A 25,579-nucleotide genomic window follows, 5' to 3' on the forward strand; every position below is an offset into this window, starting at 1 on the left:
AAAGGGCTGTCTAGCTTAAGGCACAACATCAATTTTATTTTTTGTTGCCCCTACGGCACGCCAATAAGGCACATACATTGACTCAACTTGCGGTGGCGGTACTTGATAACTCCCCGGAGTTACCGCTCTTGCTAAGTAAAGTAATGTCGTAGGACGATATTTATCAACCGCTATTGCGGCAACAAAACGATCATCACGATATTCAAGATGTTTAATATTGGCTTGTCCCATATCATCAATAAACTCCTGCAAATCAGCAGCGCTATCGCTTAAGCTTGCGCTGCTTGATGCTAAGTTTTGATTTTCAATTTCAAGCCCCGCAGGTAATAGATCAACCACTAAGGCATCAGGTACATCTCTATTAGCTGAAACCTCTAATTTTACCACCAGCATTTCACCACTTTGTAAGCGATTAGGATCGACTCGATTGCCTTTTAGATCGTAATAACTACGATTGATCTTCAATACATTGCTATAAGGCGCTGGGGCAACTTTTGGATATCCGACAACATTCATTCGAGAGTAAATGGTTGTACCACCTTGGTTGTTTAGCTCTAAACCTTCTTGCAATTGTGTTGCTGTCAATGCTTCATTAACTGCGCGATCACTACTCATTGCTGGCACTTGACGATTAATGGTTACTTCCCAAGGCTTCTCTGCCATATCAATAAAGAAACGACCAGCAAGGTATAGTGAGTTACTCTCTTGTGTAGAGAACCATTCACGCCCTGTTAAGTTATCAGATAATGTAATAACACTGGCATCACGAGTTTGAGTTTCCAAATTGTTTTCACTGAGTAGCGCAATAATCAACGCTTGGTCACGAATAGTACTGCCGTAATCACCTAAACCGTAATTATATTTACGTGGCATGGTGACACCTTCAGCAATTAGGCTTTCAGCACGAGAGTTATCTCCCATCAATTTCAAAGCAACACCTAACTGCACAAGCGCTAAACCACTACCCGCTTGATTACGTTCTAGATATAAACGGCGCAATTCTCCCAAAGGGGCTTTTTGCTGATTAGCCAGAACTAAAGCCGCATATGCTCTTGCTGAGAATCGAGCCGCATCTTGGTTAACCACATACTCTTCATTAACAATATTTTTATCTTGTAAATAACGTAGTAGACGATCATTTGCCCGTTTTAATGCCTCAGTAGGAACTTCATAACCTTGTTGAGACGCTCTAAATAAGAAATCTGTTGCATACGCCGTTAACCAAAACTCTTCACGCCCACCTTGAGCCCACAAGGCAAATCCTCCTTCGGATTTTTGCATTGTTAAGATATGAGCAATCCCTTTTTCTATGGCTTCTTTTCTTTGCATATCTGTTTGTGTTTTGATCCCCAATTGTTTCAACTCTTTCTCTGTTGAATACAAGGATGGATATAATCCACTAACAGTTTGCTCAAGACATCCATAAGGATATGCAAATAACTCTCTAACATAACGCGCTACCTGTAACGGAGGGCGACTAGTAAGTAATAATTCCCCCTCAAGCGTTGAGCGATTAAATTGATTTAATGCTTCGTTTGGTAGGCGCCAAGACTCACCATCTGCTAATGTATTGGCGTAATGTATTGTCTCAGCAGGATACGCAGGGCGTACACCTATTTTCCAAGTATTTTGATAAGGTTTTATCTCTTCATTAGGTACTTTAATACCATAAATAGACAGGGAAAATTCTCCTTGGCCAAATCCATGTTTTGCCGTAATAGGGATTTGAACTTGAGTTCGTTCACCTTTCGATAATGAAACGGTTTTACTGTCGACACCCGCTAAATCAACTAATCCTGATGCCGTATAATTTAACGTAATAGATTGTGGTGCATCCGTTAAGTTAGTTAAATCTAATGACAGTAACGCATCATCTCCCCCAGCCATAAAGCGTGGTAATGAGAGTTGAGTAACTAATGGCGCGGCAACAACAACTTTACCTTCTTGGCTACCAAATTTATCCGCAGTCCATGCTTGAGCCATAAGGCGGACTTCACCATTAAACTCAGGTATAGGTAAAGAAACCTCACCTTCACCTTGTGCATTTAATTTTACAGGTGTTGCTTGTTGAGCAATAATTTGCACATCTGTTAATGGCTTTTTACCACCACGAGATAATGCGCTTTCTTCGCTTCCATCACCACCAAAACGTAGGTTGGCTAAACGCCCTTCACCTTCAATTAACTGACCATAAACATCGTATTGATCAACGCTATAACGCTTACGACCAAAGAAAGCTTCGTACGGATCAGGCGTTTTATAGTCGGTAATATTTAAGACACCTGTATCAACTGCAGACACTAATACATTGATGTTTTCCGGCAATGGCTGGCCTGCAACGGGCTTAGCTTTAATCCGAATTTTTAGATCTTGATTTGGACGAATTTTTTCAGGTGCATCCAGTGCAATATCTATACGGCGATTGTTATCTTGTAGTGGTAAATGCAAAATACCTACTGCACGTTTTACCGTCGCTTGTTTGGATGTATCCCCCGGTCTTACCACCACCGAAGTCAAATATAAATCGTGTCTTGCCCACTCTTTATTAATAGGTACTTCAACATCAAGCCCTTTTTCAGGTACATCAATCTCTTGCCACCATAGTGGCCCATCACTCGATTCTAATAACACATAGCCTTTGCCAGGATGAGGGGCTGCAATATTGAGTTTGACTTTTTCACCCGGTAAGTAACTCTCTTTATCTAATTTTAATTTAACTTGATCAGGTCTTACTGCCCCGGTTCCGCCAGTATTATCCATCCAAGAATAGCCCGCCCAAAAACGTAAGCTACTGACAAGTTCTGTTTTAGGATCGACCACTTCTATACGATAAGAGCCCCATTCAACAGGGAAAGCCACTTTTGCGGTACCATCTTTAGCTATTTTGATAGTCTGCTCATCCATTTGCAGATCTTTTTGATTGTAGCCAGACTCCCAACCATTTGAATTAGACCAACGCCAATAATAATCATAACGTTCGTAAATAAATCTTACTTTTAGGTCATCAGCAGGTAATTTTTTACCCTCTTGATCGGTATAAACGATTTCAAACTCCGCCATTGAGTTTTCATCAACACTATAGCCTGATTTATATTTATCATTACGGTAGTCATACACCTCTTTTTTAGCAAAAACAGGGCGAATTCCCGCAAGATGTGTCGCTGGCCATACCGCTTGTTGATAACGGCGAGTAACAGGACGCCCTCCTGCTTCAAGTAAGCTTGCTTGTAAGATAATATTAATCGGTGATTTCACTTCAGCATAACGGTCTTTATCAACCGTTAATGCCCCTTCACCATCCGTATCAAGAGTAAGTTCAAATTCATCTAATAAACGACTTAAATTTTCATCTTTTACGGCACCAAATTCATAACCCGGCAGTTGACTGACGGCTTCTCGCGAAGCTTTTAAGAAAACCTGCCCTTGCAAGCGATTATCTGCTGCCGGTGCACCATAAAGATAACGACCTTTAATATCAAAATAAGCATTATTACCACTGAGTAAAATGCCTTTTTTACCGGTGATCTCTAATGCCATACGCTCAGGCATAAAATCTTCAACTTGGAATTGGTAGAAGCGTGGAGTGCCATCGCCTAAATCAAAACGTAATTTCCGAATACCTGTACTCTCATTTTCAGGGATCATCAGTTTCAACTGATAAAAACCATTTTCAGGTTGCCAAACAAAACTACGGGAAACCTGACCATCCGTTTTTAATAAGTCAACTTTAACAGGTTGCTCTTTAATCGGGTTTCCATCACCATCTCGCAATAAACCATTAACGATTAAGGTTTCGCCGGGGCGGTACAGATCGCGTGGACCAAAGACAAAAAATTGTTTGCTATAACCTTGTGGCCCGCCGATATCAAACTCGGATAAATCAAGGGCTGGTTTACGCAAATCAATCATACTGGTTTGCCCATTACGAATAGCGAGTAATAAACGTGCTTTATCACTCTTTTCTAATGTGGCATGCCCTTGATTATCAGTTTTTGTTTTAGATATTAAATTACCTTTTTCATCCAAAAGACGAATTTCAATATTGTCTAATGCTGCGCCATTTTTCAGGGATTGAGTAAAAATATCTAGCGTATTAAGGTAGCTATGTACTGATAAACCGATATCACTAAAAGTAAATACCGTTGCCGGCATGGTATAGGAGTATTTACCTGCCTGCTGCATTACGGCGATATAGACGCCCTCTTTTTTCAGGGCTTCAATAGATTTGAGTGGTAATAAGACATTTTCACGGGTGTTTTTTTCTGTATCAAGTTCAAAGCGCCCGCTATACACCAAATCCGCTTGTGACAGAAAATCGTCTGATTCCCAATAGTTAATATTAGAGCGGCTTTCCCATTGAGTTAAAAATTGTGTCAACCGATCATCTTTAACTCGGAAAAAGTTAACATCGACTTGTTCGACATTTAATGCGCTAATTGGCAAACCTTCCGTTGCTTCTAACGGTAATAATGAGCCTTTACTGGTAAAGCCGACCGATGGAAAAATCTCTTCTGTAGTAAATTTTTGGCTAAATGGCTCTACTAATTTACGTTCGTTAATTCCTTTAATTTGAGCATCAATAGTCAGGTTTAACTCTGTTGAAGGTGGCAAATGGCGGAATCGTAACTCCATCAGATTATCAGATAGCTCCCAAGCCCCTTCTAATTTACCTTTTTTAGTATCAACAAGACGGATAACATCATCAAATTTCTGATCAGGATCGAGTGGTACTGAAAAAGTCACTACCATCGTACTTGCGCCATCGCGTTGTAATTCAGAGGCATCTAGTACAGTCACCTCTTTACCTGCATAACGACGAGCAAGTTCATTGCGCACTTCTTGGCTAGTTAATGCAGTTTGATTATTCGTTTTGGTTGTAACTGCGGTTTTATCACCAAGTTGTGTTGTCGTTTGTTGCGATGTGCTTTTTTGTTCCGCAACTTGTGTTGGTTGTGAGTTATCACTCGTCGAAGATTGCTCATCTTCTGTTTTGTTATCATCACAGCCTGTTAAAGCTAATGCTGAAGCCAGTACCACTGCAAGTGTACACCAACGGTACCCTCTTTTTTCCGTGTACTGTCTAAATTGATCTCGATTCATATCCATTTCCTTTAATTCAACCCCTGAATTATATGATGTTTTATGCAGGCTACAATAATACCTAACTCATTAAGTAACCTAATTATTTAATACTACAGCCTTATTTGGGCTTTACTAATTATTTATTTGTGCGTTTTTAAGCAAAGTAATAGTAAAACAAAGAGTTACATATAAATGCAAACCATTTGCTATTTTAATCATTTTCTTATTATAGGGTAAAAAAAAGCGATATCTGATGAGATATCGCCTAAACTGCAAAAAATTAGGTTAGGTATTCAAATTAACGATTGGAATACCCTTACGAAGAAAGCCCCCTAATTTGCGTTGATAAAAAGGGGTTACATGGTGAGTCATAAAATGACTTACACCTTGCTCATCTTTATTCACAAAACAGAAATCCAGAGATTGTCCTTCTTCTAGGTGCTCAAAAGCGGCTTCAGCAGCTTGTGGGAGTATCTGAGCAATAATATTTTCTTCTCCAGTGATTTCTAGCCCAATCAAATAAAATGACTCATCATCACCTTGCTCCAAAGCATTAACAATAAATGCACGACGAATAGGCTTATGTTGACCAAAAAATTCGCTCAATGCTTGTGTTAATTTTTCAGGCTGTGGCTCAAGCACACTCAGTTGTAGAGAAGAACCTTCAACAGCAACAATTTCTTGTACTTCAAATTGTTCAGATACATCCATTACAAACTCCAAATCACATAATGTTTATTATTTTGCTTTTGTTAATAATAAATTAGCGATAGAACGAACACCATATCCTGTTGCCCCAGCAGCCCATTGCTCTACAGATGATTTTCTGTAAGTTGCTGAACAGTCGATATGTACCCAGCCTTTTTTATAATCTTTCACAAAGTGAGAAAGGAAAGCGGCTGCTGTACTTGCGCCTGCGGTATGTGAAGGTGCGGCAATATTATTGAGATCAGCAAAACTTGATGGTAACTGGCTACGATGGAAATCAGCTAATGGTAAGCGCCAGAACAGTTCATTTTCTTGATCTGCACTTGCTAATAATTCATTCGCTAATTTATCATCAAAACTTAATACAGAGTGATAATCATTACCTACGGCCACTTTAGCTGCACCTGTCAATGTTGCCGCATCGATAATCAATTCAGGGGCAAAGTTGCTAGCATCAATTAAACCATCTGCTAAAACTAAACGACCTTCTGCATCCGTATTCATGATTTCAACGGATTTACCATTACGATAACGGATAATGTCTCCTAACTTAAAGGCATTACCGCTAACCATATTATCAGCAATACATAGCAATAGTTTTACGCGTTTATTTAAACCTCGTGTAATAGCTAAAGCCAAAGCACCAGCTAAGGTTGCAGCACCGCCCATATCCGCTTTCATAGAATTCATGGAAGAAGAAGGTTTGATGCTATATCCGCCTGAATCAAAGGTGATCCCTTTACCAACAAGGCAGGCAAAGATAGGGGCTTCGGCATCTTTAGTTGGATTAAAATCTAATGCTAAATAGACGGGATCACGTGAAGAGCCTCGACCTACAGTATAAATTCCCGCATAGTTCTGATCTCTCAGATCAGCCCCTTTGGTGATTTTATAGCTGATATCTTCTTTATCTAAACCACAAAACAGATCAACAGTACGCTGTGCCAGTTGTTCTGGCCCTAACTCTTCTGCTGGGGTATTTATTGTGTCACGCACCCAATCAACAATGCGGATACGCGACTCTAATTCTTTTTTGTCCGCTTCACTTAATTGTGGCCATTCGATTGAACGTGCGCCTTTAGGTGCTCTAAAACCTAACCAAAACGCCCAACTACGTTCTAAATCCCAGCCGTCACCAACTAGAGCAACATTACGAATACCTTGACCATCAATTTTGCGTCCACCACGCTGAATGGCCCCTAAGCGGTTTTCTTCCGTTAAGTGAACGGTCATGCCAGTTTCGTTAGTGCTAATTAGTGCTTTTTCTCCCCAACATGCTGCTGCAGGTTCATTAGACAGCATGATAGGCATAATTTGTTTATTCATTTATTATCTCACTTATTATTACTGATGGCAGTTAACCTATTCAGACTACCAGATATTTACCTTTTAGCGTGATCAATTTACTGCAAAAAATCAGTCACGACCATTCTCATTAAAGCCTTTTAGCTAATTGCATGTTACTTTACGAGCAATATCCCATAAACACACGCTGGTTACTCAGTCTTTTGAGGTATTTATTCCTCTTTTAAGGTTAAATCATACTGAGCAATAAAAACAAAAAGACTGGCAATTAACCAGTCTTTCGCATTAATCATTTACTCGATTATTCAAATTCATCAAGCCAAACTAATAAAATTGCTTCAAGAATTTTTTCATTCGATTTTTGTGGATCATCATCAAAATCGTCTAATTGGCAAATCCACTGATGCATATCGGTAAAACGAACGGTTTTTGGATCTGTATCGGGGTAGAGATCATAAAGCGCTTCCCCTATTTCACGTGTATCACTCCATTTCATTTTAAACTCCTAAAATCAGTGTTCTCTCGCATGGTTGATAGAATATTTAGGTATTTCAACGACTAAATCTTCATCAGTTACCTTCGCTTGGCAACTTAAACGACTTTCTGGCTCTAATCCCCACGCTTTATCTAACATATCGTCTTCCAGCTCTGTACTTTCATCAAGAGAGTCAAAGCCTTCACGAACGATACAGTGACAAGTGGTACACGCACACGACATTTCACACGCATGTTCAATCTCAATGCCATTACGTAATGCAACATCAAGAATAGACTCACCTTCAGTGGCATCAACAACAGCACCTTCCGGGCAAAGTGTGCTATGGGGTAAAAATACAATTTTAGGCATAGTTATATCTCATCCACAGAATGACCTGCCAACGCTTGACGAATGGAAGTATCCATACGACGCGCAGCAAATTCCTGAGTTTGCTTATCCAGTTGTTTAATGGCGTTTTCAATGGCAACAGGATCTGTTCCCTCAACGCTTTCTATTAAAGTATCTACAACATTATCGATAGCCGTTTTCTCATCTTCAGTTAAGAGATGAGCATCTTCTTGTAATGCTGCGGTTAAACTTTCTAACACGCGAGCGGCTTCGACTTTTTGCTCGGCAAGACGACGAGCTTGTAAATCTTCTTTGGCATTTTCCATTGAAGATTGGATCATATTAGCGATTTCTGTATCACTAAGACCATAAGAAGGTTTTACCTGTACTGAGGCTTCAACACCAGTGGATTTTTCCATCGCACTAACGCTTAATAAACCATCAGCATCCACTTGGAAGGTAACACGTATATGTGCTCCCCCCGCCGCCATTGGCGGAATACCCCGCAAAGTAAAACGGGCTAATGAGCGACAATCACTCACCATTTCACGTTCACCCTGTACCACATGAACACTCATGGCAGTTTGACCATCTTTAAAAGTGGTAAATTCTTGTGCTCTCGCAACAGGGATAGTGGTATTTCGAGGGATCACTTTTTCAACCAGCCCGCCCATGGTTTCTAAACCTAATGAAAGCGGAATAACATCCAACAAGAGCATTTCGCTATCAGGTTTATTACCCACCAGAATATCTGCTTGAATAGAGGCACCAATAGCAACAACTTTATCAGGGTCAATCGAAGTTAATGGTTCACGTTTAAAATAATCGCCTACCATTTGGCGCACCAGCGGCACGCGAGTTGATCCGCCCACCATAACCACTTCGAGCACTTCATCCACGTCAACATCAGCATCTTTTAATGCTCGACGAACAGATAACAACGTACGTTTAACTAAAGGTTGAATTAATAATTCAAATTCAGCGCGGGTAATTTCCCCTTTCCAACCATTGATATTGATATCAGCCACATCATTATCACTTAAAGCGATTTTAGTTTCTGAGGCAATATCAAGTAATTGACGTTGTAAAATAACATCATTTTGATAGCCAAATCCCGCACGCTCTCTGATCCAGTCGGCTAACATCATATCAAAGTCATCACCGCCTAACGCAGTATCACCACCAGTTGCTAAGACTTCAAACACCCCTTTAGTTAAACGTAAGACAGAGATATCAAAAGTTCCGCCCCCTAAGTCGTAAACGACAATAGTGCCTTCTTTTCCGGAATCTAATCCATAAGCAATCGCGGCAGCAGTAGGTTCATTTAATAAACGTAATACATGTAAACCTGCACGACGTGCTGCTTCTTTAGTGCCTTGACGCTGTGCATCATCAAAATAAGCAGGTACAGTGACAACCACACCATCAAGTTCACCACCTAATGATTGTATTGCACGCTCTGCTAAGGCTTTTAAAATATCCGCAGAAACTTGAATAGGATCGACAATGCCAGCAGGTGTTTTAATTAATGGCAGTCCACTATCATTGTCATGAAAATGGTAAGGGAGGTTAGGATAACGACTGGTTATATCATTTAGCGAGCGCCCCAGCATTCGTTTTATTGAGCTGATAGTATTGGCGGGATCTTTTTCGGCTTCTTGTTTCGCCTGCCAGCCAACATTAATATTATCAACTTGATACTGCACAACAGATGGCAATAAATAGCGACCTTCACTATCTGAAAGCGCTTCGGCTTGCCCACTACGTACAGTGGCAACAAGTGAGTGTGTTGTTCCTAAGTCAATACCCGCAGCTAATCGACGCTGATGTGGCGCAGGTGTTTGTCCTGGCTCGCTAATTTGTAATAATGACATAACAATTTTCCTTAAAAACCATCAAACAAGCGTTCTTCAAGATGCTCGACTTGCTCTTTTAATTTCGCGAGAAAACGTAATTTTCTCACATTGTCTGCGGCAATGTCCCAAGTCTGACTGTCCAGTGTTTTCACCATTTCATCATAGCGTACAGTGTACATTTTCTCTAAGCGCGCAGAAAAATCAGCCAGTAAATTTTCAGCATCAGTACTATGCTCTATATCATCCAGCTCTTCACGAAGCGTAAGCTGCTCCATAAGAAAAGCCGTATCGTGCATCGTTTGTTGTTCATTAGCAATATCGATGCCCTGTAAAGAGAGCATATATTCAGCTCTTGAAAGTGGATTTTTTAAGGTTTGATAAGCCTGATTGATAGTCGAAGCAAACGAAATTGCTTGTACTTGCTCTTTGTCAGATTTACCCGCAAAACGATCGGGGTGATATTGACGTTGCATCTCTTGATAACGAGAAGCAAGCTGTTGTTTATCAATATCAAAACGATTAGGCATGCCTAATAGGGTGAAATAGTCCATACTTCTGCTCTTGGATTAATTGATATTAATACCGTGTATAAATATTGATTACACGGTAAAGCTTTCTCCACAACCACATTCGTTAGCCACGTTTGGGTTGTTAAACTTAAAGCCCTCGTTTAATCCTTCTTTAACGAAATCAAGCTCTGTTCCATCTAAATAGACCATGCTTTTACCGTCAATAATAACTTTCACACCTTTATCTTCAAAAACGGTATCTTCGTCATTGATGACATCAGCAAACTCAAGAACATAAGCCATCCCAGAACAGCCTGATGTTCTTACGCCTAAACGCAAACCTTCGCCTTTGCCACGATTAGCAAGAAAAGAGCGAACACGGTTAGCAGCGGCTTCTGTAAGGGAAATTGACATGGCACACCTCACTCATAAAGAACGAAAGCGGACACTGAAACATAACCTTCAGCATCCGCCAATATTTTATTTTTTTATTATAACAGGCAATTATTTGCCTTGGCGTTTGCTTTTATAGTCTGCAATCGCGGCTTTTATTGCATCTTCAGCCAGAATTGAACAGTGAATTTTCACTGGTGGTAATTCTAACTCTTCAGCAATTGCGGTATTTTTAATCGCTTCTGCTTCATCTAAGGTTTTACCTTTCATCCATTCGGTAACCAAAGAGCTTGATGCAATCGCTGAGCCACAACCATAAGTTTTAAAACGTGCATCTTCAATTACACCGTTATCATCAACTTTGATTTGTAGCTTCATGACGTCACCACAAGCTGGTGCGCCTACCATACCGCTCCCTACTGTAGGGTCGTTGTTATCAAATGAACCCACATTACGAGGATTTTCATAATGATCAATTACTTTATCGCTATAAGCCATGATTTAACTCCTGAAAACGTCTGATTAATGGTGAGACCATTCGATACTGTTGATATCAACGCCTTGTTTATGCATTTCCCAAAGTGGAGAAAGATCACGTAAGCGACCAATTGCACTGTGAATTTGTTCAATTGCATAATCGATTTCTTCTTCAGTGGTGAAACGACCTAAAGAGAAACGAATAGAACTATGTGCTAATTCATCAGTTAATCCTAAAGCACGTAGTACATAAGAAGGCTCTAAACTTGCTGATGTACAGGCTGAACCTGAAGATACAGCAAGATCTTTCAGTGCCATCATTAATGATTCACCTTCAACATAGTTGAAGCTGACATTAAGAATATTTGGCGCTGTATGTTCTAAAGAACCATTGATATACACTTCTTCAATATCTTTGATGCCATTCCATAAACGTAAACGTAATTCATTTAAACGTTTAGTTTCATCAGCCATTTCTTCTTTCAATATACGGTAAGCTTCACCCATACCCACAATTTGGTGAACGGCTAATGTACCTGAACGCATACCACGCTCATGCCCACCACCATGCATTTGTGCCTCTAAGCGAATGCGTGGTTTACGGCGAACATAAAGCGCACCAATACCCATAGGTCCGTAAACTTTATGTGCAGAAAGAGAAAGTAAATCGACTTTTAATTTGGAGAGATCGATTGGTAATTTACCGACGCTTTGCGTTGCGTCAACGTGGTAAATAATGCCTTTGCTACGGCATAATTCACCAATAGCAGCAATATCTTGCACCACACCAATTTCATTATTCACGTGCATGATAGAAACTAAAATAGTGTCATCACGCATAGCGGCTTCGAGTTCTTTCAAATCAATTAAGCCATCGCTTTTTGGTGCTAAGTAGGTCACTTCAAAACCTTCACGCTCAAGCTGACGACAAGTATCTAAAATCGCTTTATGCTCAGTTTTTGATGTGATGATGTGCTTACCTTTTTTCTGATAAAAGTTTGCAACACCTTTTAGTGCCAAGTTATCTGCTTCAGTTGCCCCTGAGGTGAAAACAATTTCACGAGGATCAGCACCAATAAGATCAGCAATCTGATTACGAGCGATATCGATCGCTTCTTCAGCTTGCCATCCAAAACGGTGCGAACGAGAGGCTGGGTTACCAAAAATGCCGTCAATAGTCAGGCATTGCATCATTTTTTCAGCAACTCGAGGATCAACGGGTGTGGTTGCTGAATAATCTAGATAAATGGGTAATTTCATTGCTCACTAACTCCAAAGACGACAGATCTTCTTTAATAATTTTGTTTTGTTTGCCTAGAGATCGCCGTTAAACTCGCATATTAACAATGGTTTCTTGTAAACGACCATTGATAGCATGACGTTTTTCATTGTCTTGACGATCAGCGACATCCATAACCTCTTCGTTATTAACTAACTCTTCAAGGCTAATGCTGCTAAGGAAACTGGTAATACGATCACTTAAATCACGCCACAAAGTATGAGTCAGGCAACGATCGCCACCTTGACATCCTTCTTTATTACCCTGACAACGGGTAGCATCAACAGATTCATCAACTGCTGAAATGACTTGAGCAACAAAAATTTGCCCCGCTTCACGACCGAGTAAATAACCACCACCCGGGCCACGCACACTTGCGACTAATTCATTTTTACGTAAACGTGAAAAAAGCTGCTCAAGGTAAGAAAGGGAAATCCCTTGACGCTCAGAAATATCAGCGAGGGGGACAGGGCCTTGCTGCGAATGCAATGCAACATCAAGCATAGCAGTAACTGCATAACGCCCTTTTGATGTCAGTCTCATAACAAATACTCCGTGGTGAACAATAGTCAAATTGTGTCATTCCTGAGTAATTTAGTCAACTATTTATCTGAGTGTTTTAGTCAGGTATTAAGCTCAGCAACAATGACGCATGTTAATCAACTTAATCCTTTATTTCTTAGCCCATTTTTCAACGGATGTTAAAATACCACGTAAGATATGAAGCTCTTGTGTTTCTGGACGTGCGCGTGTAAACAAACGGCGTAAACGACTCATCACTTGTCCTGGATGTTTAGGACGAATAAAACCAGACTCATTAAGTACCTGCTCTAAGTGAACATAAAAGCGTTCAATATCTTCAGCGGGTGGATAATCAATCTCTGATGAAGCATTTTCCTCTTGTTTTTCCTGTTGAGCAAGTGCAGCCATGCGAATTTCATAACAAACAAGTTGCACCGCCATCGCTAAGTTTAAAGAGCCATATTCAGGGTTGGTAGGAATATAGAGGTGGTAATCACATTTTTGTAATTCTTCATTAGTTAAGCCTGTGCGTTCACGGCCAAAGATCACCGCAACGGGCTTATTTGCTGCCTCTTTTACGCAACGTTCACCACATTCACGAGGTGCTAGCATTGGCCAAGAGAGCGTACGATTACGCGCACTTGTTCCAATCACTAACCCACAGCCTTCAATGGCATCATCAATAGTCTCAACAATATGGGCATTGCCAATAACATCGCTTGCCCCTGCTGATAAGGCTATAGAGTGAGAGTCGGGTTTTTCTTTAGGATTAACAAAATAAAGATTCGTTAATCCCATGGTTTTCATAGCACGAGCTGTCGAGCCCATATTGCCTGTATGTGAAGTTTCGACAAGGATAATGCGAATATTTTCTAACATTGATTTCTAACTAATTGTTTTATGATCCATCTATTTTATCACAAATGTAGCCAAAAACGCGAACGCCTGTTATACTTCGCCTCGTTTTTTATCCCCGTTCTTTAACATCTTGTGGAAGATAACCATGCATCCGATGCTGAATATTGCCATACGTGCTGCACGTAAGGCTGGTAATTTAATCGCCAAAAATTACGAAAATCCTGAATCTGTAGAAACGAGCCAGAAAGGTAGCAATGATTTTGTCACTAATGTTGATCGCGAAGCGGAACAGGCAATCATTGAAATCATTCGTAAATCTTATCCAAAACACACCATTATTACGGAAGAAAGTGGCGAGTTACTCGGTGAAGATCACGATATCCAATGGGTTATAGATCCACTTGATGGCACCACTAACTTTATTAAACGCCTACCACATTTTTCTGTTTCTATCGCTGTACGTATCAAAGGTCGCACAGAAGTTGCTGTGGTTTACGATCCTATGCGTAACGAACTTTTCTCAGCTGTTCGTGGTCAAGGTGCACAATTAAATGATTACCGCCTCCGTGGCTCTAATGCACGTGATTTAGATGGTGCTGTTTTAGCAACTGGTTTCCCATTCAAAGCAAAACAACATTCAGCAGCTTATATGAATATGCTGACTAAACTGTTTGTACCATGCGCTGATTTTCGTCGCACAGGTTCAGCAGCATTAGATTTAGCTTATGTTGCCGCGGGTCGTGTGGATGGCTTCTTTGAAATTGGTTTAAAACCTTGGGATTTCTTAGCAGGTGAACTTATTGCTCGTGAAGCGGGTGCAATTGTATCTGACTTTACTGGTAATCACGGCTATCTACAAACTGGTAATATTGTTGCGGGTAATCCTCGAGTTGTCCGAGCATTATTGGCAGAAATTCGTAGCGAATTAACTGATGCTTTAAAACGTTAATTGATACGAATAACAATAAAATATAAAAAAACTATCTTAAAAAAACTATCTTATAAAATGATCCCCAGTAGTTGGACAGCCAATTACTGGGGGTCTTTTTTATTGCCTATGCGTTTTCAATTAAAAGGGCATTTACTGAAAGTTGGCTAATTTCTTGTGCAATCTTATCTAATAGTTGTGATGTTATCTCTTGCTTATTAACACGTAATAGAAAAGCTTTTCTTGCAATGACAAACCCTAATATCTGACCAATAAGAGCATGAGCACGAATAGTGATTGTTACTTCATCACTCTTTGTATCCATTAATCCAACTAAGCGAGAAAGGCGAAGATGAAAAGGCTCTATCAGATTACTATAAATAAGATCGTAATTTTCCGTCGGTTCTAACTGTTCACGTAGGATCAACTGACTGTAATAATGGCGTTTTGGTGATAATAATGCACGAGTTAAACCTGTGACTAGTAATAGAACTAATTCAGCCACTTTTTCATTTTTATAAGGTCGGTTTTCTTTCAATAAAAACTGAAGCTTATTATCAAATTGGTCAAACTGAATTTCAGAGGCTAATTCTGTAGCAATATATCGGATCACTGCTGTATAAACCCCTAATTTTCCGCCAAAGTGGTAAGGTATTGCTGATTGATTAACACCAGCATCTTGCGCAAGTTGTCGCGTTCTCAATCCACTGATCCCATATAGTGCAAAAAGCCTAATACCTTCTTGCACTAATTTCTCTTGAGTTTGTTCTGTACTTACTGCAGTTTTACTGGTGTTTTTCATTATAATCAACTGGTTACTATTAGGACTATATATCTGCCCGCATTAATTGTGTTGAGTTAGAATTTAACTCAATCCCTTTGCTTTTGCCAACCACAACAGTGCCACCTAAATTACATAAGTGGTGGCCGAAGCCACAATTAGGCTCAAAAGCAAATGTCATACCTTCTTGTAATACCAATTCTCTCCCTGGATTAGGTAATCGCTCAATTTGTTTATAACGATGAGCAAGAGGTAATGATTCAATACCTGGCGCTGTGCCAAAGCCGATTGGGCCATAAGGATTAATACTGTGAATAAGTGGATGAACATGCCATCCCCCTGATTCTAATAGTGGTTTTTCCATTAAATCAACGACTTCACCAAAGGTTATCCCTGCTTTTAAATGTTCAACGCCAATTTCATAGCATTCACGTGCAACTAATGCTGCTTTTTCTAAGTTTTCGTGAATTTTACCTACAGCAACCGCCGCTTGATGTTGCGTTTCATACATTCCATATAAAGCAAAAATCTCTGATAATATAATATCACCCATTTGAATTTCACGAGGTGATTGTGAGCGATATTGCCAAGCAGGAGGCCCCCAACCGATATACTCAGATCCTGATCCCATTAAAATTTCAGCGGTAAATCCTCCCCTTGATAAACAAGTGGCAGTAATTGCAGCCGCAAGCTCCGCCTCTGTTGCACCAGGCCTTGCTGTCACTCGCATTGCCTCGCTCATTGCTTCACCAATGGCGGCAGCATATCTTACATGAGCGAGCTCTTCTTCACTTTTAACTGATGCCCGTCTAAAGAAATCACGATACACACTGCTAAATTTTGCATAAGGAAATGCTTCTTTAATACCATTTAGAGTATTAAATGGCATTGCACCATCAAAATAAAATGGGGGATAAGGTTCTAAGCCAATAATACCAATATGTGCATTTTGTTGTACTCCCATCTCTTTTAGAAAATGAGCAATACTACGCCCTGTTTTTCCTACAACAAGATTATCTTCATCAACCCACTGCAAATCACCACGTAGTTTTGCCTGCATATGATCAGCTATCATCATTGGTGCAAAAGTAACTATCAATGGTTTCTTATCTTCATGAAAAATAACAACCGATCCTAATCTGTCATTTGTAAAATAGTGGTCAATACAGAACGGTGCAGGTGCTGCAGATTCTCTATCACCATAAATAATCAATGTATCTAATTGGTTATCTCTCATAATGTCTCTAGCTAACTGCCAGCGTCGGTCTCTTTCTTGTAAAGAAAAACTAGCTGGGATCACTGATTTACTTTTCATAGTAATACCTTTTTTTATTCATTCATTTGAATGAATTAAATTTAGCTTTAATATTTAAAATGATCAATCGTTTGGTTGATCAAAAAATGCGCTTTAAAAAATAAAAAGAAAAAAACCTGTAATATCAAAAGGTATTACAGGCTTAGACGTTTATGAAAAATAGGAAATAAAAAGATTAAGTATTTTGCGGTTGTACTTTCGGTCTAATAAACATTGCAGGAATAGTTAATGCCGCCATCAACCAGAAAATGAGGTATTCTTGGTTAGGGAGTTTTTCATATAACCATCCCGATACAATCGTCATAATAGCGATACTTCCCCCCATTGCTAGAGCAGAATAAACCGCTTGTAAACGAATAATTTCATGCTCTTGACGTGCAGTAATAAAACGCATTGCCGCTAAATGGCATACGGTAAATGTGCCACTATGCAAAATTTGTACAATAATAAGTGCCGGTAATGCTGTAAAACTGCCCATCATCCCCCAGCGCAATAGCCCTGCAAATGCTGAAAGTAATAATAAGTTTCGAGCACTCCAACGGCGGAATAAACGACGGCTAAACATAAAGACAACCACTTCAGCAACTACGCCTAAGGACCAAAGATAACCAATCGTTGCTGTATCATAGCCTGCTTTTTCCCAATAGAGTGCGCTAAAACCGTAATAAGCAGCATGAGCACCTTGTAGTAAAGAAACACATAATAGAAAACGCCAGACTGGGCCATCTGAAATCAGTTTCATAAATGAAACATGATGGTGTTCCGCTTTTTTGACCTTACCTTGGGGCATGATTTTCGGACGTAACATTGAGGTAAGGAATAATGCAAGAGTACTGGCAATCAATCCATAAAGAATAATCGGGTGTCCAAAAGCATCAATCAATATCCCCAATAATGAGGAACTAATAATAAATGCAATAGATCCCCAAACCCGAATTTTTCCATAATCTAAAGGAAATTGTTTTTGCCATGTTCCCGCAAGTGAATCTCCCAAAGGCACCATGGGTGCAAAAAAAACGTTAAATCCGGTCATTACCAAAAAGAGCCAAGCCCAATGAGTGCCCAACATAAATGCAACGGTAAATAGGAGAGATAAAAAAGCAAAAAGTCGCAGTGCAGTAATGAGCTTTGATGGATCTTTTACAGCCGGCGTTAAAATCAAGCTTCCTACAAAACGAGCGGTTAAGCCCACCCCAAGTAGTAAGCCTATCATCGCAGGATCAACCCCCTCGCCCTTTAACCAGATAGACCAAAAAGGCAAGAAAATACCATATGAGAAAAAATACGTAAAATAATCTAAGGCAAGCCACAGTGTTGATGGAATAACCATCCAACCCCCCATTTTTAACATGCAAAAAAACCCGCCAAGAACATGTTCTCGAAGCGGGCTTGTATAACGGGTTTTATTATATCGTTACAAACTTATGCGTAAACTGGAAATTTAGCGCAGATATCCAAGACTTTTTGTTTCACTTTTTCAATGTTCGCTTCATCATTGATATTATCAAGGACATCACACATCCAACCGGCTAAATCTTTTGCTTCCGCTTCTTTAAAACCACGACGTGTAATCGCAGGAGAACCAATACGAATACCAGATGTAACAAATGGACTGCGAGGATCATTTGGCACACTATTTTTGTTCACAGTGATATTAGCACGACCCAGTGCAGCATCAGCATCTTTACCTGTAATATCTTTATCAACTAAGTCTAATAAAAACAGGTGGTTCTCTGTGCCACCAGATACTACTTTATAACCGCGCGCTAAGAAAACGTCTACCATTGCTTTCGCATTTTTTGCAACTTGTTGCTGGTAAACTTTAAACTCAGGTTCCATTGCTTCTTTTAATGCAACGGCTTTACCCGCGATCACATGCATTAAAGGACCACCTTGAGAGCCAGGGAATACGGCAGAGTTTAATTTCTTATAAAACTCTTCATCGCCACCCTTAGCAAGGATAAGACCACCACGAGGACCCGCTAATGTTTTGTGTGTTGTTGTAGTCACAACGTGAGCATGTGGTACTGGGTTTGGATAGACACCCGCTGCAATCATACCTGCAACGTGAGCCATATCGACAAATAAGTAAGCCCCTACGCTATCTGCGATTTCACGCATTTTAGCCCAATCAACCAAACCTGAATAAGCTGAAAAACCACCAATGATCATTTTTGGTTTATGCTTTTTAGCTTGCTCAGCGATATCTTGGTAATCAATTTTACCTGCTTCATCAATACCATAAGGAACGATATTGTAGAGTTTACCAGAGAAGTTAACCGGAGAGCCGTGAGTTAAGTGACCACCTTGGGCCAAATTCATCCCTAATACTGTATCACCCGGTTTAAGTAATGCCATATACACAGCCGCATTCGCTTGTGATCCAGAGTGAGGTTGTACGTTTGCATAATCAGCACCAAATAGTGCTTTGGCACGATCAATAGCTAATTGTTCAACAACATCAACGTATTCACAACCGCCGTAGTAGCGTTTACCTGGATAACCTTCTGCATATTTGTTGGTCAGCTGAGATCCCTGCGCCTGCATAACACGAGGACTAGTATAGTTTTCAGAAGCAATTAATTCGATGTGCTCTTCTTGACGAGTCACTTCACCTTCCATTGCATTCCATAATTCCGGATCGTAATCAGCAATATTCATTTCACGTTTTAACATTCACATCTCCTGACTCAGCTAACTTCACTAAAGGCGAACTCCCTTACGGGAGTAAGAATGACATACAGTGTAAACTCTTTTTCCTCATTGAGATAGTCCCAAAAGAAAAAATACGCAATCGTTTGCTAAGCCACTATAACACAGTTCTATTACTTTTTGATAACCTCATTTTATCTGCTGTTTTTGTTCTTTTTGAGGCACATCTCGCTAATTTATGTAAACCCTCAACATCATTCTCTAAGATTTCCCCATTTTCCTAAAAAAAAATAAAAACTCAGATTTACAAATAAAGCAAAAAGATATAAGTTGTATTAAAAATACATGTTATAAAAATCATATTAAACTGAATATTTTTCAGGAGCAATTATGTTAGATGCACAAACTATCGCGACAATTAAATCCACTATTCCTCTTATTGCTAAAACAGGCCCCGCGTTAACGGCACATTTTTACGACAGAATGTTCTCTCGCCATCCTGAGTTAAAAGATATTTTTACCATGAGCCACCAAAGCAGTGGCGCACAACGTGAAGCGTTATTTAATGCGATATGTGCTTATGCAACGCACCTTGAGGATTTACCTGCTATTTTGCCGGCGGTAGAAAAAATTGCACAAAAACATGCCAGTTTGAATATTCTTCCTGAACATTATCCTATTGTTGGAGAAAACTTATTAGCCACCATTGATGAAATGTTTAACCCGGGCAAAGAAGTGCTTGATGCTTGGGGAGCCGCTTACCAAGTTTTGGCTGATGTTTTTATTAATCGGGAAGAGCAAATTTATCAACAAAAAGAACAAGCATCTGGAGGCTGGCGAGGATTACGTCACTTTAAAGTTAAGCATAAAGTAAAACAAAGTGAGGTTATTACCAGCTTTGAATTAGAGCCTGAAGATGGACAAGCGGTTACACCTTACCGTGCAGGCCAATATTTAAGTATTTATATTCGTGATGAGAAACTTGCAAATCAAGAAATTCGTCAATATTCCTTAACGCAATCGGCAAACAATAAAACCTATCGTATTGCGGTAAAACGTGAAGACAAGGGAATTTTATCTAATTTTCTTCATGACCATATCCAAGAAGGAGACATCTTACAAGTTGCCGCACCAGGGGGCGATTTTTATTTAGATATCTCATCAACAACGCCTGTCACATTAATTTCAGCAGGTGTAGGCTTAACTCCTATGTTAGCGATGTTGCACACTCTCTCTTCTCACCAAGCACAAGTCAATTGGTTACATGCAGCGGAGCATGGTGGCGTGCATGCTTTTAAGGAAGAAATCGCACAAGCAGGAAAGCAAATTGAACAATATCAACAAGCCGTATGGTATCGTCTCCCTCGTACTGAAGATATAATCAATAAAGACTATCAATTTGAAGGGTTGATGGATTTAACCAAGATACATGAATGGCTATCAATACCTAATATGCAGTTCTATTTCTGTGGTCCATTACCTTTTATGCAATCTGTCGCTAAACAACTTATTACTCTCGGTATTGAAAGCGATAAACTTCATTATGAGTGCTTTGGCCCTCATACTGTTATTAGCCAATAACAGCCAGAATAGGTAAGAGAATAAATTAAATAATAAGGAAAAAGCGCTGATTATTTTACTATTCAGCGCTTTTTATATTGGAAACCACTAACTATTTAATAAGTAACTTTTATTGATGTCGGTATAACATGATATTTAGACGAATAGCGATACCAAATAACACTAATTAAACAGAGTGTATAGCCGAACAACTCGCTACCTTCTTCCACCATATTTTTTACTGTGCGGTTATAGTCTTCACCTAACAATTTCTCCCACAAAATCCCCATACCAAATAAGCGAGAGAACAGTAAAACACTGAGTAAACCCGCCATAAGCATTCCTTGACTAGAATGCGTTATAAAATGGGTTAAGCCATATAATGTTTTTTTCCCTTCTCTGATAGCGATCGCTATACAGACAAATGTTACCGTTAATGCAAACCAAACCCATGAACCATGTGCTAATTGGTCAAAAACACCATCTAACTCACGAATTAAGATACACAAGAAAAAGCCCATAATCAGTGTGTATCCCCCTCTCATTTCTGGCTGTTTATAAGCAGGTATAAAGAAAAGAAGACATATTATAGCCACAATAAGTTCTTGCCCCAGTTCGGTTGCTGAGGTTTCAGAAATACCATTATTCAGCACCAAAATATCGAGGAAAATAAACCCTGTTGTTATTGCCACAATCATGGCGGAAAACAAAAATAAAGCAAAACGCTTTAATAAATAGCTAAGCACGATATTACCCATAGAATAATAAATATTTAAGTTGATGATAATAACTGTCTACAAAAGTTATTGAATAACATTTTGTGCCTTAAAAGGTGAGAATTTTAGTAAAATAAATTGTTTATTATCATCAATAGACTTGTATAAGATATAAATAGCACAATAGGTGAAACATAAAAAAACATTTTATGAACAAAGAAAGATAATTATTAATATTACTTATTTAATGAGTATAATTATCAGCAATACAAATCATTTATTATCACTTATAAATTTATAAAAGATAATCAGTAAATAAATAAACTTATTGAGATAATATAAAAAAGAATTAATTAATAAAGATAAAAAAACCTGATAATTAAACTAATAATCATCAGGTTTCATAAACAACGCTTATTTATTTTTTAAATAGCTTCTTCGTCTTGCTCTCCAGTACGAATACGGATAACTCGATTCACATCAAAAACAAAAATTTTACCGTCGCCAATCTTCCCCGTTTGAGCGGTAGTCATTATAGTATCGACACAAGTTTCAGCTATTTCATCAGCAACAACGATCTCAATTTTTACTTTAGGTAAAAAATCGACCATATACTCTGCACCACGATAAAGTTCGGTATGCCCTTTCTGACGACCAAAGCCTTTTACCTCTGTTACCGTCATACCCGTGATACCAACTTCGGCTAATGCTTCTCTTACATCATCTAATTTAAACGGCTTAATTATCGCTTCAATTTTTTTCATCGGATTATCCTGCTATTACCAGTTATGGCGACCAAAACCGCTTGTGATCGGATAGCGACGATCTTTACCAAAATTACGACTGGTAATACGCGGTCCTACCGGTGCTTGACGACGCTTATATTCATTAATATCGACTAATTTTACCACTTTACGAACAATGGCTTCATCAAATCCAGCCGCAACCAAGTCAGAAACAGATTTATCTTGCTCAACATAGCCTTCAAGAAGGGCATCTAAAATATCATAAGGTGGCAGATTATCTTGATCTGTTTGTCCTGGTGCTAATTCTGCTGAAGGGGGCCTATCAATCACACGTTGTGGAATAGCGGGTGAAAGAGTATTACGATATTTAGCCAGTTCAAACACCAGTGTTTTAGGAACATCTTTTAAAACATCAAAGCCCCCCGCCATATCACCATATAAGGTCGAGTAGCCTACGGCAGATTCACTTTTATTACTCGTGGTGAGCACTAACCGACGACGTTTATTGGACATCGCCATTAAAATAACAGCACGACAACGCGCTTGTAGATTTTCTTCTGTGGTATCGACAGCGCTACCTTTAAACATAGGCGAAAGTTGATCCATAAAAGCATCAAACATCGGCTCAATAGAGACAGTATCAAACTCAACACCTAATAAATTAGCTTGCTCTTTCGCATCGTGAATACTCATTTCTGAGGTATAGCGAAATGGCATCATTACCGCTTGAACGCTCTCTTTACCTAATGCATCAACGGCAATTGCAACTGTTAAGCCTGAGTCGATGCCCCCTGATAATCCTAATATAGCGCCTTTAAAACCATTTTTTGTCACATAATCACGCGTTGCCAGCACTAGTGCTTGATAAACTTGCGCTAAAGGAGAAAGCTCTGGTGCCGCATCTTGCATCGGTACGATAGTTAACTCATCAAACTCCACCACGGCCACTTGCTCATCAAAAGCCGCTAAACGATGGGTGATTGTTCCTCGCTCATCAAAGACTTTAGAACATCCATCAAAAACCAATTCATCTTGACCACCAATTTGATTGAGATACACCACAGGCAGATGCGTTCTTTGGCAATGTTCTTTAATTAATTGGGTACGAATATGTGGCTTTTCACGACTATAAGGTGAAGCATTAATAGAAAGAACCAGATCAGCACCCGCTTGTTTTAGTGCATCAATAGGCTCGTTGATCCAAATATCTTCACAAATTAATAATCCTAAATGATAGCCTTTAAAAGGCACAACACAACGTTCATTTCCTTGCTGGAAATAACGTTTTTCATCAAATACACCATAATTAGGTAGCTGTTGTTTGAAGTAACGCGCCTGTAACTCACCTTGATAGAAAAATGACAGTGCATTATAGATAGTACCGTTTTGCCACCAAGGATGCCCAACCACAATGGCCGTTTTCTTACTTGCTTGTTCTAAACGAACCAGTTGCTCTTCACAACGTTGTTGGAAATCAGGGCGAAATAGTAGATCTTCAGGAGAGTAACCGCATAACGCAAGCTCAGAAAACAAAACCAGATCGGCATCTTCTTGCGCTTTTACGGTGGCTAACATGCGTTCACAGTTGCCTTCAATATCGCCAACAACCCAGTTTAACTGAGCAAGTGCGAGTTTTAATTTACGACTCATAAAAATTAGTCTCTCCAGCTATCTTTGCTATCTAAAGAAAGCAAGTTTAAAAAAATTTTTGTTATCTACAAAGATCATTCTTTGAAATCATTGGCATCAAGTCCATGACGTGACAACAATTTATAAAATTCTGTTCGATTTCGCCCTGCCATCCTTGCAGCTTGAGTGACATTGCCCTTTGTCATCTGCAATAACTTCCTTAAATAGGTCATCTCAAAATGGCCTCGTGCTTCAGCAAAAGTAGGTAATGCGGTATTTTCCCCTTGCAATGCTTGTGTGACAAGGGCTTCGCTAATCACAGGTGCAGTCGTTAAAGCGACACATTGCTCGATGACGTTAACTAACTGACGCACATTTCCCGGCCAACTTGCTGTCATTAGGCATTTCATCGCATCCGTTGAGAAGCTACGCACAAAAGGTTTATGTCGTTTTGCTGATTCGCGCAATAAATGGTTAGCAAGAACAGGAATATCCTCGGCTCTTTCGCTCAACGTGGGGATACGTAAATTCACCACATTTAAACGATAGTATAAATCTTCTCGAAATTCATTACGCTCCATCGCTTTTGGTAAGTCACGGTGGGTTGCAGAAAGAATACGCACATCAATATCAATATCACGATTACTGCCTAATGGCCGCACTTTACGCTCTTGTAATACACGCAGTAATTTCACTTGCAATGCCATTGGCATATCACCAATTTCATCCAAAAATAGAGTGCCTCCTTCTGCCGCTTGGAAAAGTCCTTCACGACTACTTACCGCGCCAGTAAAAGCACCTTTAGCATGCCCAAATAGTTCAGATTCTAATAATTGTTCAGGTAAAGCACCGCAGTTAATAGCAATAAAGGGTTTTTTAGCTCGTGGGCTGGCGCGGTGGATTGCTTGAGCAAGGACTTCTTTACCTGTACCGCTTTGCCCATTAATCAGTACGCTAACATCGGATTGTGCAACTAACTTGGCTTGCTCTAATAAACGTAACATTTGGGGGCTACGGGTCACGATATCTTTTGACCACTCTTCATCAGATACCGTCGTCACTAATTCTAATGCTTCATCGATAGCTTTATAAAGCGCATCTCTATCAACAGGTTTAGTCAAGAAACTAAACACCCCCTGTTGAGTTGCCGCGACAGCATCAGGAATGGAGCCATGTGCAGTTAAAATAATCACAGGCATACCGGGTTGTTGGCGCTGTATTTCTGCAAATAGCGCCATACCATCCATTTCATCCATACGTAAATCGCTGATCACCAGATCGATTTTTTCTTTTAATAATAGTTTAAGTGCTTCTTGCCCACTTTCAGCGGTAACGATATGAAACCCTTCACTTGTTAATCGCATACCCAGTAGCTTTAATAATCCCGGATCATCATCGACAAGTAAAAGATTCGCTGATTTATGGCCAGCCATGCAC

22 protein-coding genes are annotated in these 25,579 nt (G+C 39.6%); 2 read left to right on the forward strand and 20 right to left on the reverse strand.

Annotation, left to right across the window (positions count from 1 at the left end):
- Positions 1-15 precede the first annotated feature (15 nt).
- The 12 genes from PMI_RS09135 to trmJ form a co-directional block, all read right to left on the reverse strand.
- Complete coding sequence (locus PMI_RS09135) at positions 16-5,100, reverse strand: alpha-2-macroglobulin family protein (protein ID WP_004248434.1); 5,085 nt, start codon at positions 5,098-5,100, stop codon at positions 16-18.
- Positions 5,101-5,367: 267 nt separating this feature from the next.
- Complete coding sequence (locus PMI_RS09140; RefSeq protein WP_004248435.1) at positions 5,368-5,793, reverse strand: enhanced serine sensitivity protein SseB C-terminal domain-containing protein; 426 nt, start codon at positions 5,791-5,793, stop codon at positions 5,368-5,370.
- A 27-nt stretch (positions 5,794-5,820) separates the two neighbouring features.
- The gene (pepB, locus tag PMI_RS09145) at positions 5,821-7,116 is read right to left on the reverse strand and encodes an aminopeptidase PepB (RefSeq protein ID WP_004243837.1); all 1,296 of its coding nucleotides are present in this window, start codon (positions 7,114-7,116) and stop codon (positions 5,821-5,823) included.
- 280 nt (positions 7,117-7,396) lie between these two features.
- Complete coding sequence (gene iscX, locus PMI_RS09150; protein WP_004243841.1) at positions 7,397-7,591, reverse strand: Fe-S cluster assembly protein IscX; 195 nt, start codon at positions 7,589-7,591, stop codon at positions 7,397-7,399.
- A 15-nt stretch (positions 7,592-7,606) separates the two neighbouring features.
- Complete coding sequence (gene fdx, locus PMI_RS09155; protein ID WP_004243842.1) at positions 7,607-7,942, reverse strand: ISC system 2Fe-2S type ferredoxin; 336 nt, start codon at positions 7,940-7,942, stop codon at positions 7,607-7,609.
- Between the two features lie 2 nt (positions 7,943-7,944).
- On the reverse strand, positions 7,945-9,795 hold the full coding sequence (gene hscA / locus PMI_RS09160) for a Fe-S protein assembly chaperone HscA (RefSeq protein ID WP_012368127.1): 1,851 nt from the start codon (positions 9,793-9,795) through the stop codon (positions 7,945-7,947).
- 11 nt (positions 9,796-9,806) lie between these two features.
- A complete protein-coding gene (gene hscB, locus PMI_RS09165) occupies positions 9,807-10,328 on the reverse strand; it encodes a co-chaperone HscB (protein ID WP_004243844.1) in 522 nt (173 codons plus the stop codon).
- Between the two features lie 48 nt (positions 10,329-10,376).
- Entirely contained in the window at positions 10,377-10,700 is a 324-nt protein-coding gene (gene iscA, locus PMI_RS09170; RefSeq protein ID WP_004243846.1) for an iron-sulfur cluster assembly protein IscA, read from the reverse strand.
- A 90-nt stretch (positions 10,701-10,790) separates the two neighbouring features.
- Positions 10,791-11,177: a Fe-S cluster assembly scaffold IscU gene (gene iscU / locus PMI_RS09175; RefSeq protein WP_004243847.1), complete on the reverse strand. Its 387-nt coding sequence runs from the start codon at positions 11,175-11,177 to the stop codon at positions 10,791-10,793.
- Between the two features lie 24 nt (positions 11,178-11,201).
- Positions 11,202-12,416 (reverse strand): IscS subfamily cysteine desulfurase, encoded by a 1,215-nt coding sequence (locus PMI_RS09180; protein WP_004243849.1) that lies wholly within the window; start codon positions 12,414-12,416, stop codon positions 11,202-11,204.
- Positions 12,417-12,483: 67 nt separating this feature from the next.
- Positions 12,484-12,978, reverse strand: a complete 495-nt coding sequence (iscR, locus tag PMI_RS09185; protein ID WP_004248437.1) for a Fe-S cluster assembly transcriptional regulator IscR — start codon at positions 12,976-12,978, stop codon at positions 12,484-12,486.
- Positions 12,979-13,107: 129 nt separating this feature from the next.
- Positions 13,108-13,836 carry a tRNA (cytosine(32)/uridine(32)-2'-O)-methyltransferase TrmJ gene (trmJ, locus tag PMI_RS09190; RefSeq protein ID WP_012368128.1) on the reverse strand — a complete coding sequence of 243 codons (729 nt, stop codon included), beginning with the start codon at positions 13,834-13,836 and terminating at the stop codon, positions 13,108-13,110.
- Between the two features lie 124 nt (positions 13,837-13,960).
- Here trmJ and suhB point away from each other — a divergent pair, with 124 nt between their 5' ends.
- Positions 13,961-14,764 (forward strand): inositol-1-monophosphatase, encoded by an 804-nt coding sequence (gene suhB / locus PMI_RS09195; protein ID WP_012368129.1) that lies wholly within the window; start codon positions 13,961-13,963, stop codon positions 14,762-14,764.
- 106 nt (positions 14,765-14,870) lie between these two features.
- Here the strand turns inward: suhB and PMI_RS09200 are convergent, their stop codons facing one another.
- The 4 genes from PMI_RS09200 to glyA all read right to left on the reverse strand — a co-directional run bounded on the left by PMI_RS09200 (position 14,871) and on the right by glyA (position 19,515).
- Entirely contained in the window at positions 14,871-15,545 is a 675-nt protein-coding gene (locus PMI_RS09200) for a CerR family C-terminal domain-containing protein (protein WP_004248440.1), read from the reverse strand.
- A 25-nt stretch (positions 15,546-15,570) separates the two neighbouring features.
- Positions 15,571-16,839, reverse strand: a complete 1,269-nt coding sequence (locus PMI_RS09205; protein ID WP_012368130.1) for a M24 family metallopeptidase — start codon at positions 16,837-16,839, stop codon at positions 15,571-15,573.
- 175 nt (positions 16,840-17,014) lie between these two features.
- The gene (locus tag PMI_RS09210; RefSeq protein ID WP_012368131.1) at positions 17,015-18,169 is read right to left on the reverse strand and encodes a 3-phenylpropionate MFS transporter; all 1,155 of its coding nucleotides are present in this window, start codon (positions 18,167-18,169) and stop codon (positions 17,015-17,017) included.
- Between the two features lie 92 nt (positions 18,170-18,261).
- Positions 18,262-19,515, reverse strand: a complete 1,254-nt coding sequence (gene glyA / locus PMI_RS09215; protein ID WP_004243862.1) for a serine hydroxymethyltransferase — start codon at positions 19,513-19,515, stop codon at positions 18,262-18,264.
- A gap of 366 nt (positions 19,516-19,881) precedes the next feature.
- Here glyA and hmpA point away from each other — a divergent pair, with 366 nt between their 5' ends.
- Positions 19,882-21,072 carry an NO-inducible flavohemoprotein gene (gene hmpA, locus PMI_RS09220; RefSeq protein ID WP_004243863.1) on the forward strand — a complete coding sequence of 397 codons (1,191 nt, stop codon included), beginning with the start codon at positions 19,882-19,884 and terminating at the stop codon, positions 21,070-21,072.
- A gap of 95 nt (positions 21,073-21,167) precedes the next feature.
- Here the strand turns inward: hmpA and PMI_RS09225 are convergent, their stop codons facing one another.
- The 4 genes from PMI_RS09225 to glrR form a co-directional block, all read right to left on the reverse strand.
- The gene (locus PMI_RS09225; RefSeq protein WP_004243864.1) at positions 21,168-21,809 is read right to left on the reverse strand and encodes a hypothetical protein; all 642 of its coding nucleotides are present in this window, start codon (positions 21,807-21,809) and stop codon (positions 21,168-21,170) included.
- A 383-nt stretch (positions 21,810-22,192) separates the two neighbouring features.
- Positions 22,193-22,531, reverse strand: coding sequence for a nitrogen regulatory protein P-II (gene glnB / locus PMI_RS09230; protein ID WP_004243865.1), 339 nt, complete (start codon positions 22,529-22,531; stop codon positions 22,193-22,195).
- A gap of 15 nt (positions 22,532-22,546) precedes the next feature.
- Complete coding sequence (locus tag PMI_RS09235; RefSeq protein WP_012368132.1) at positions 22,547-24,163, reverse strand: NAD+ synthase; 1,617 nt, start codon at positions 24,161-24,163, stop codon at positions 22,547-22,549.
- Positions 24,164-24,237: 74 nt separating this feature from the next.
- A complete protein-coding gene (glrR, locus tag PMI_RS09240; RefSeq protein ID WP_004243867.1) occupies positions 24,238-25,575 on the reverse strand; it encodes a two-component system response regulator GlrR in 1,338 nt (445 codons plus the stop codon).
- Between the last annotated feature and the right edge of the window lie 4 nt (positions 25,576-25,579).

Source organism: Proteus mirabilis HI4320 (genome assembly GCF_000069965.1).
Taxonomy (GTDB): domain Bacteria; phylum Pseudomonadota; class Gammaproteobacteria; order Enterobacterales; family Enterobacteriaceae; genus Proteus; species Proteus mirabilis.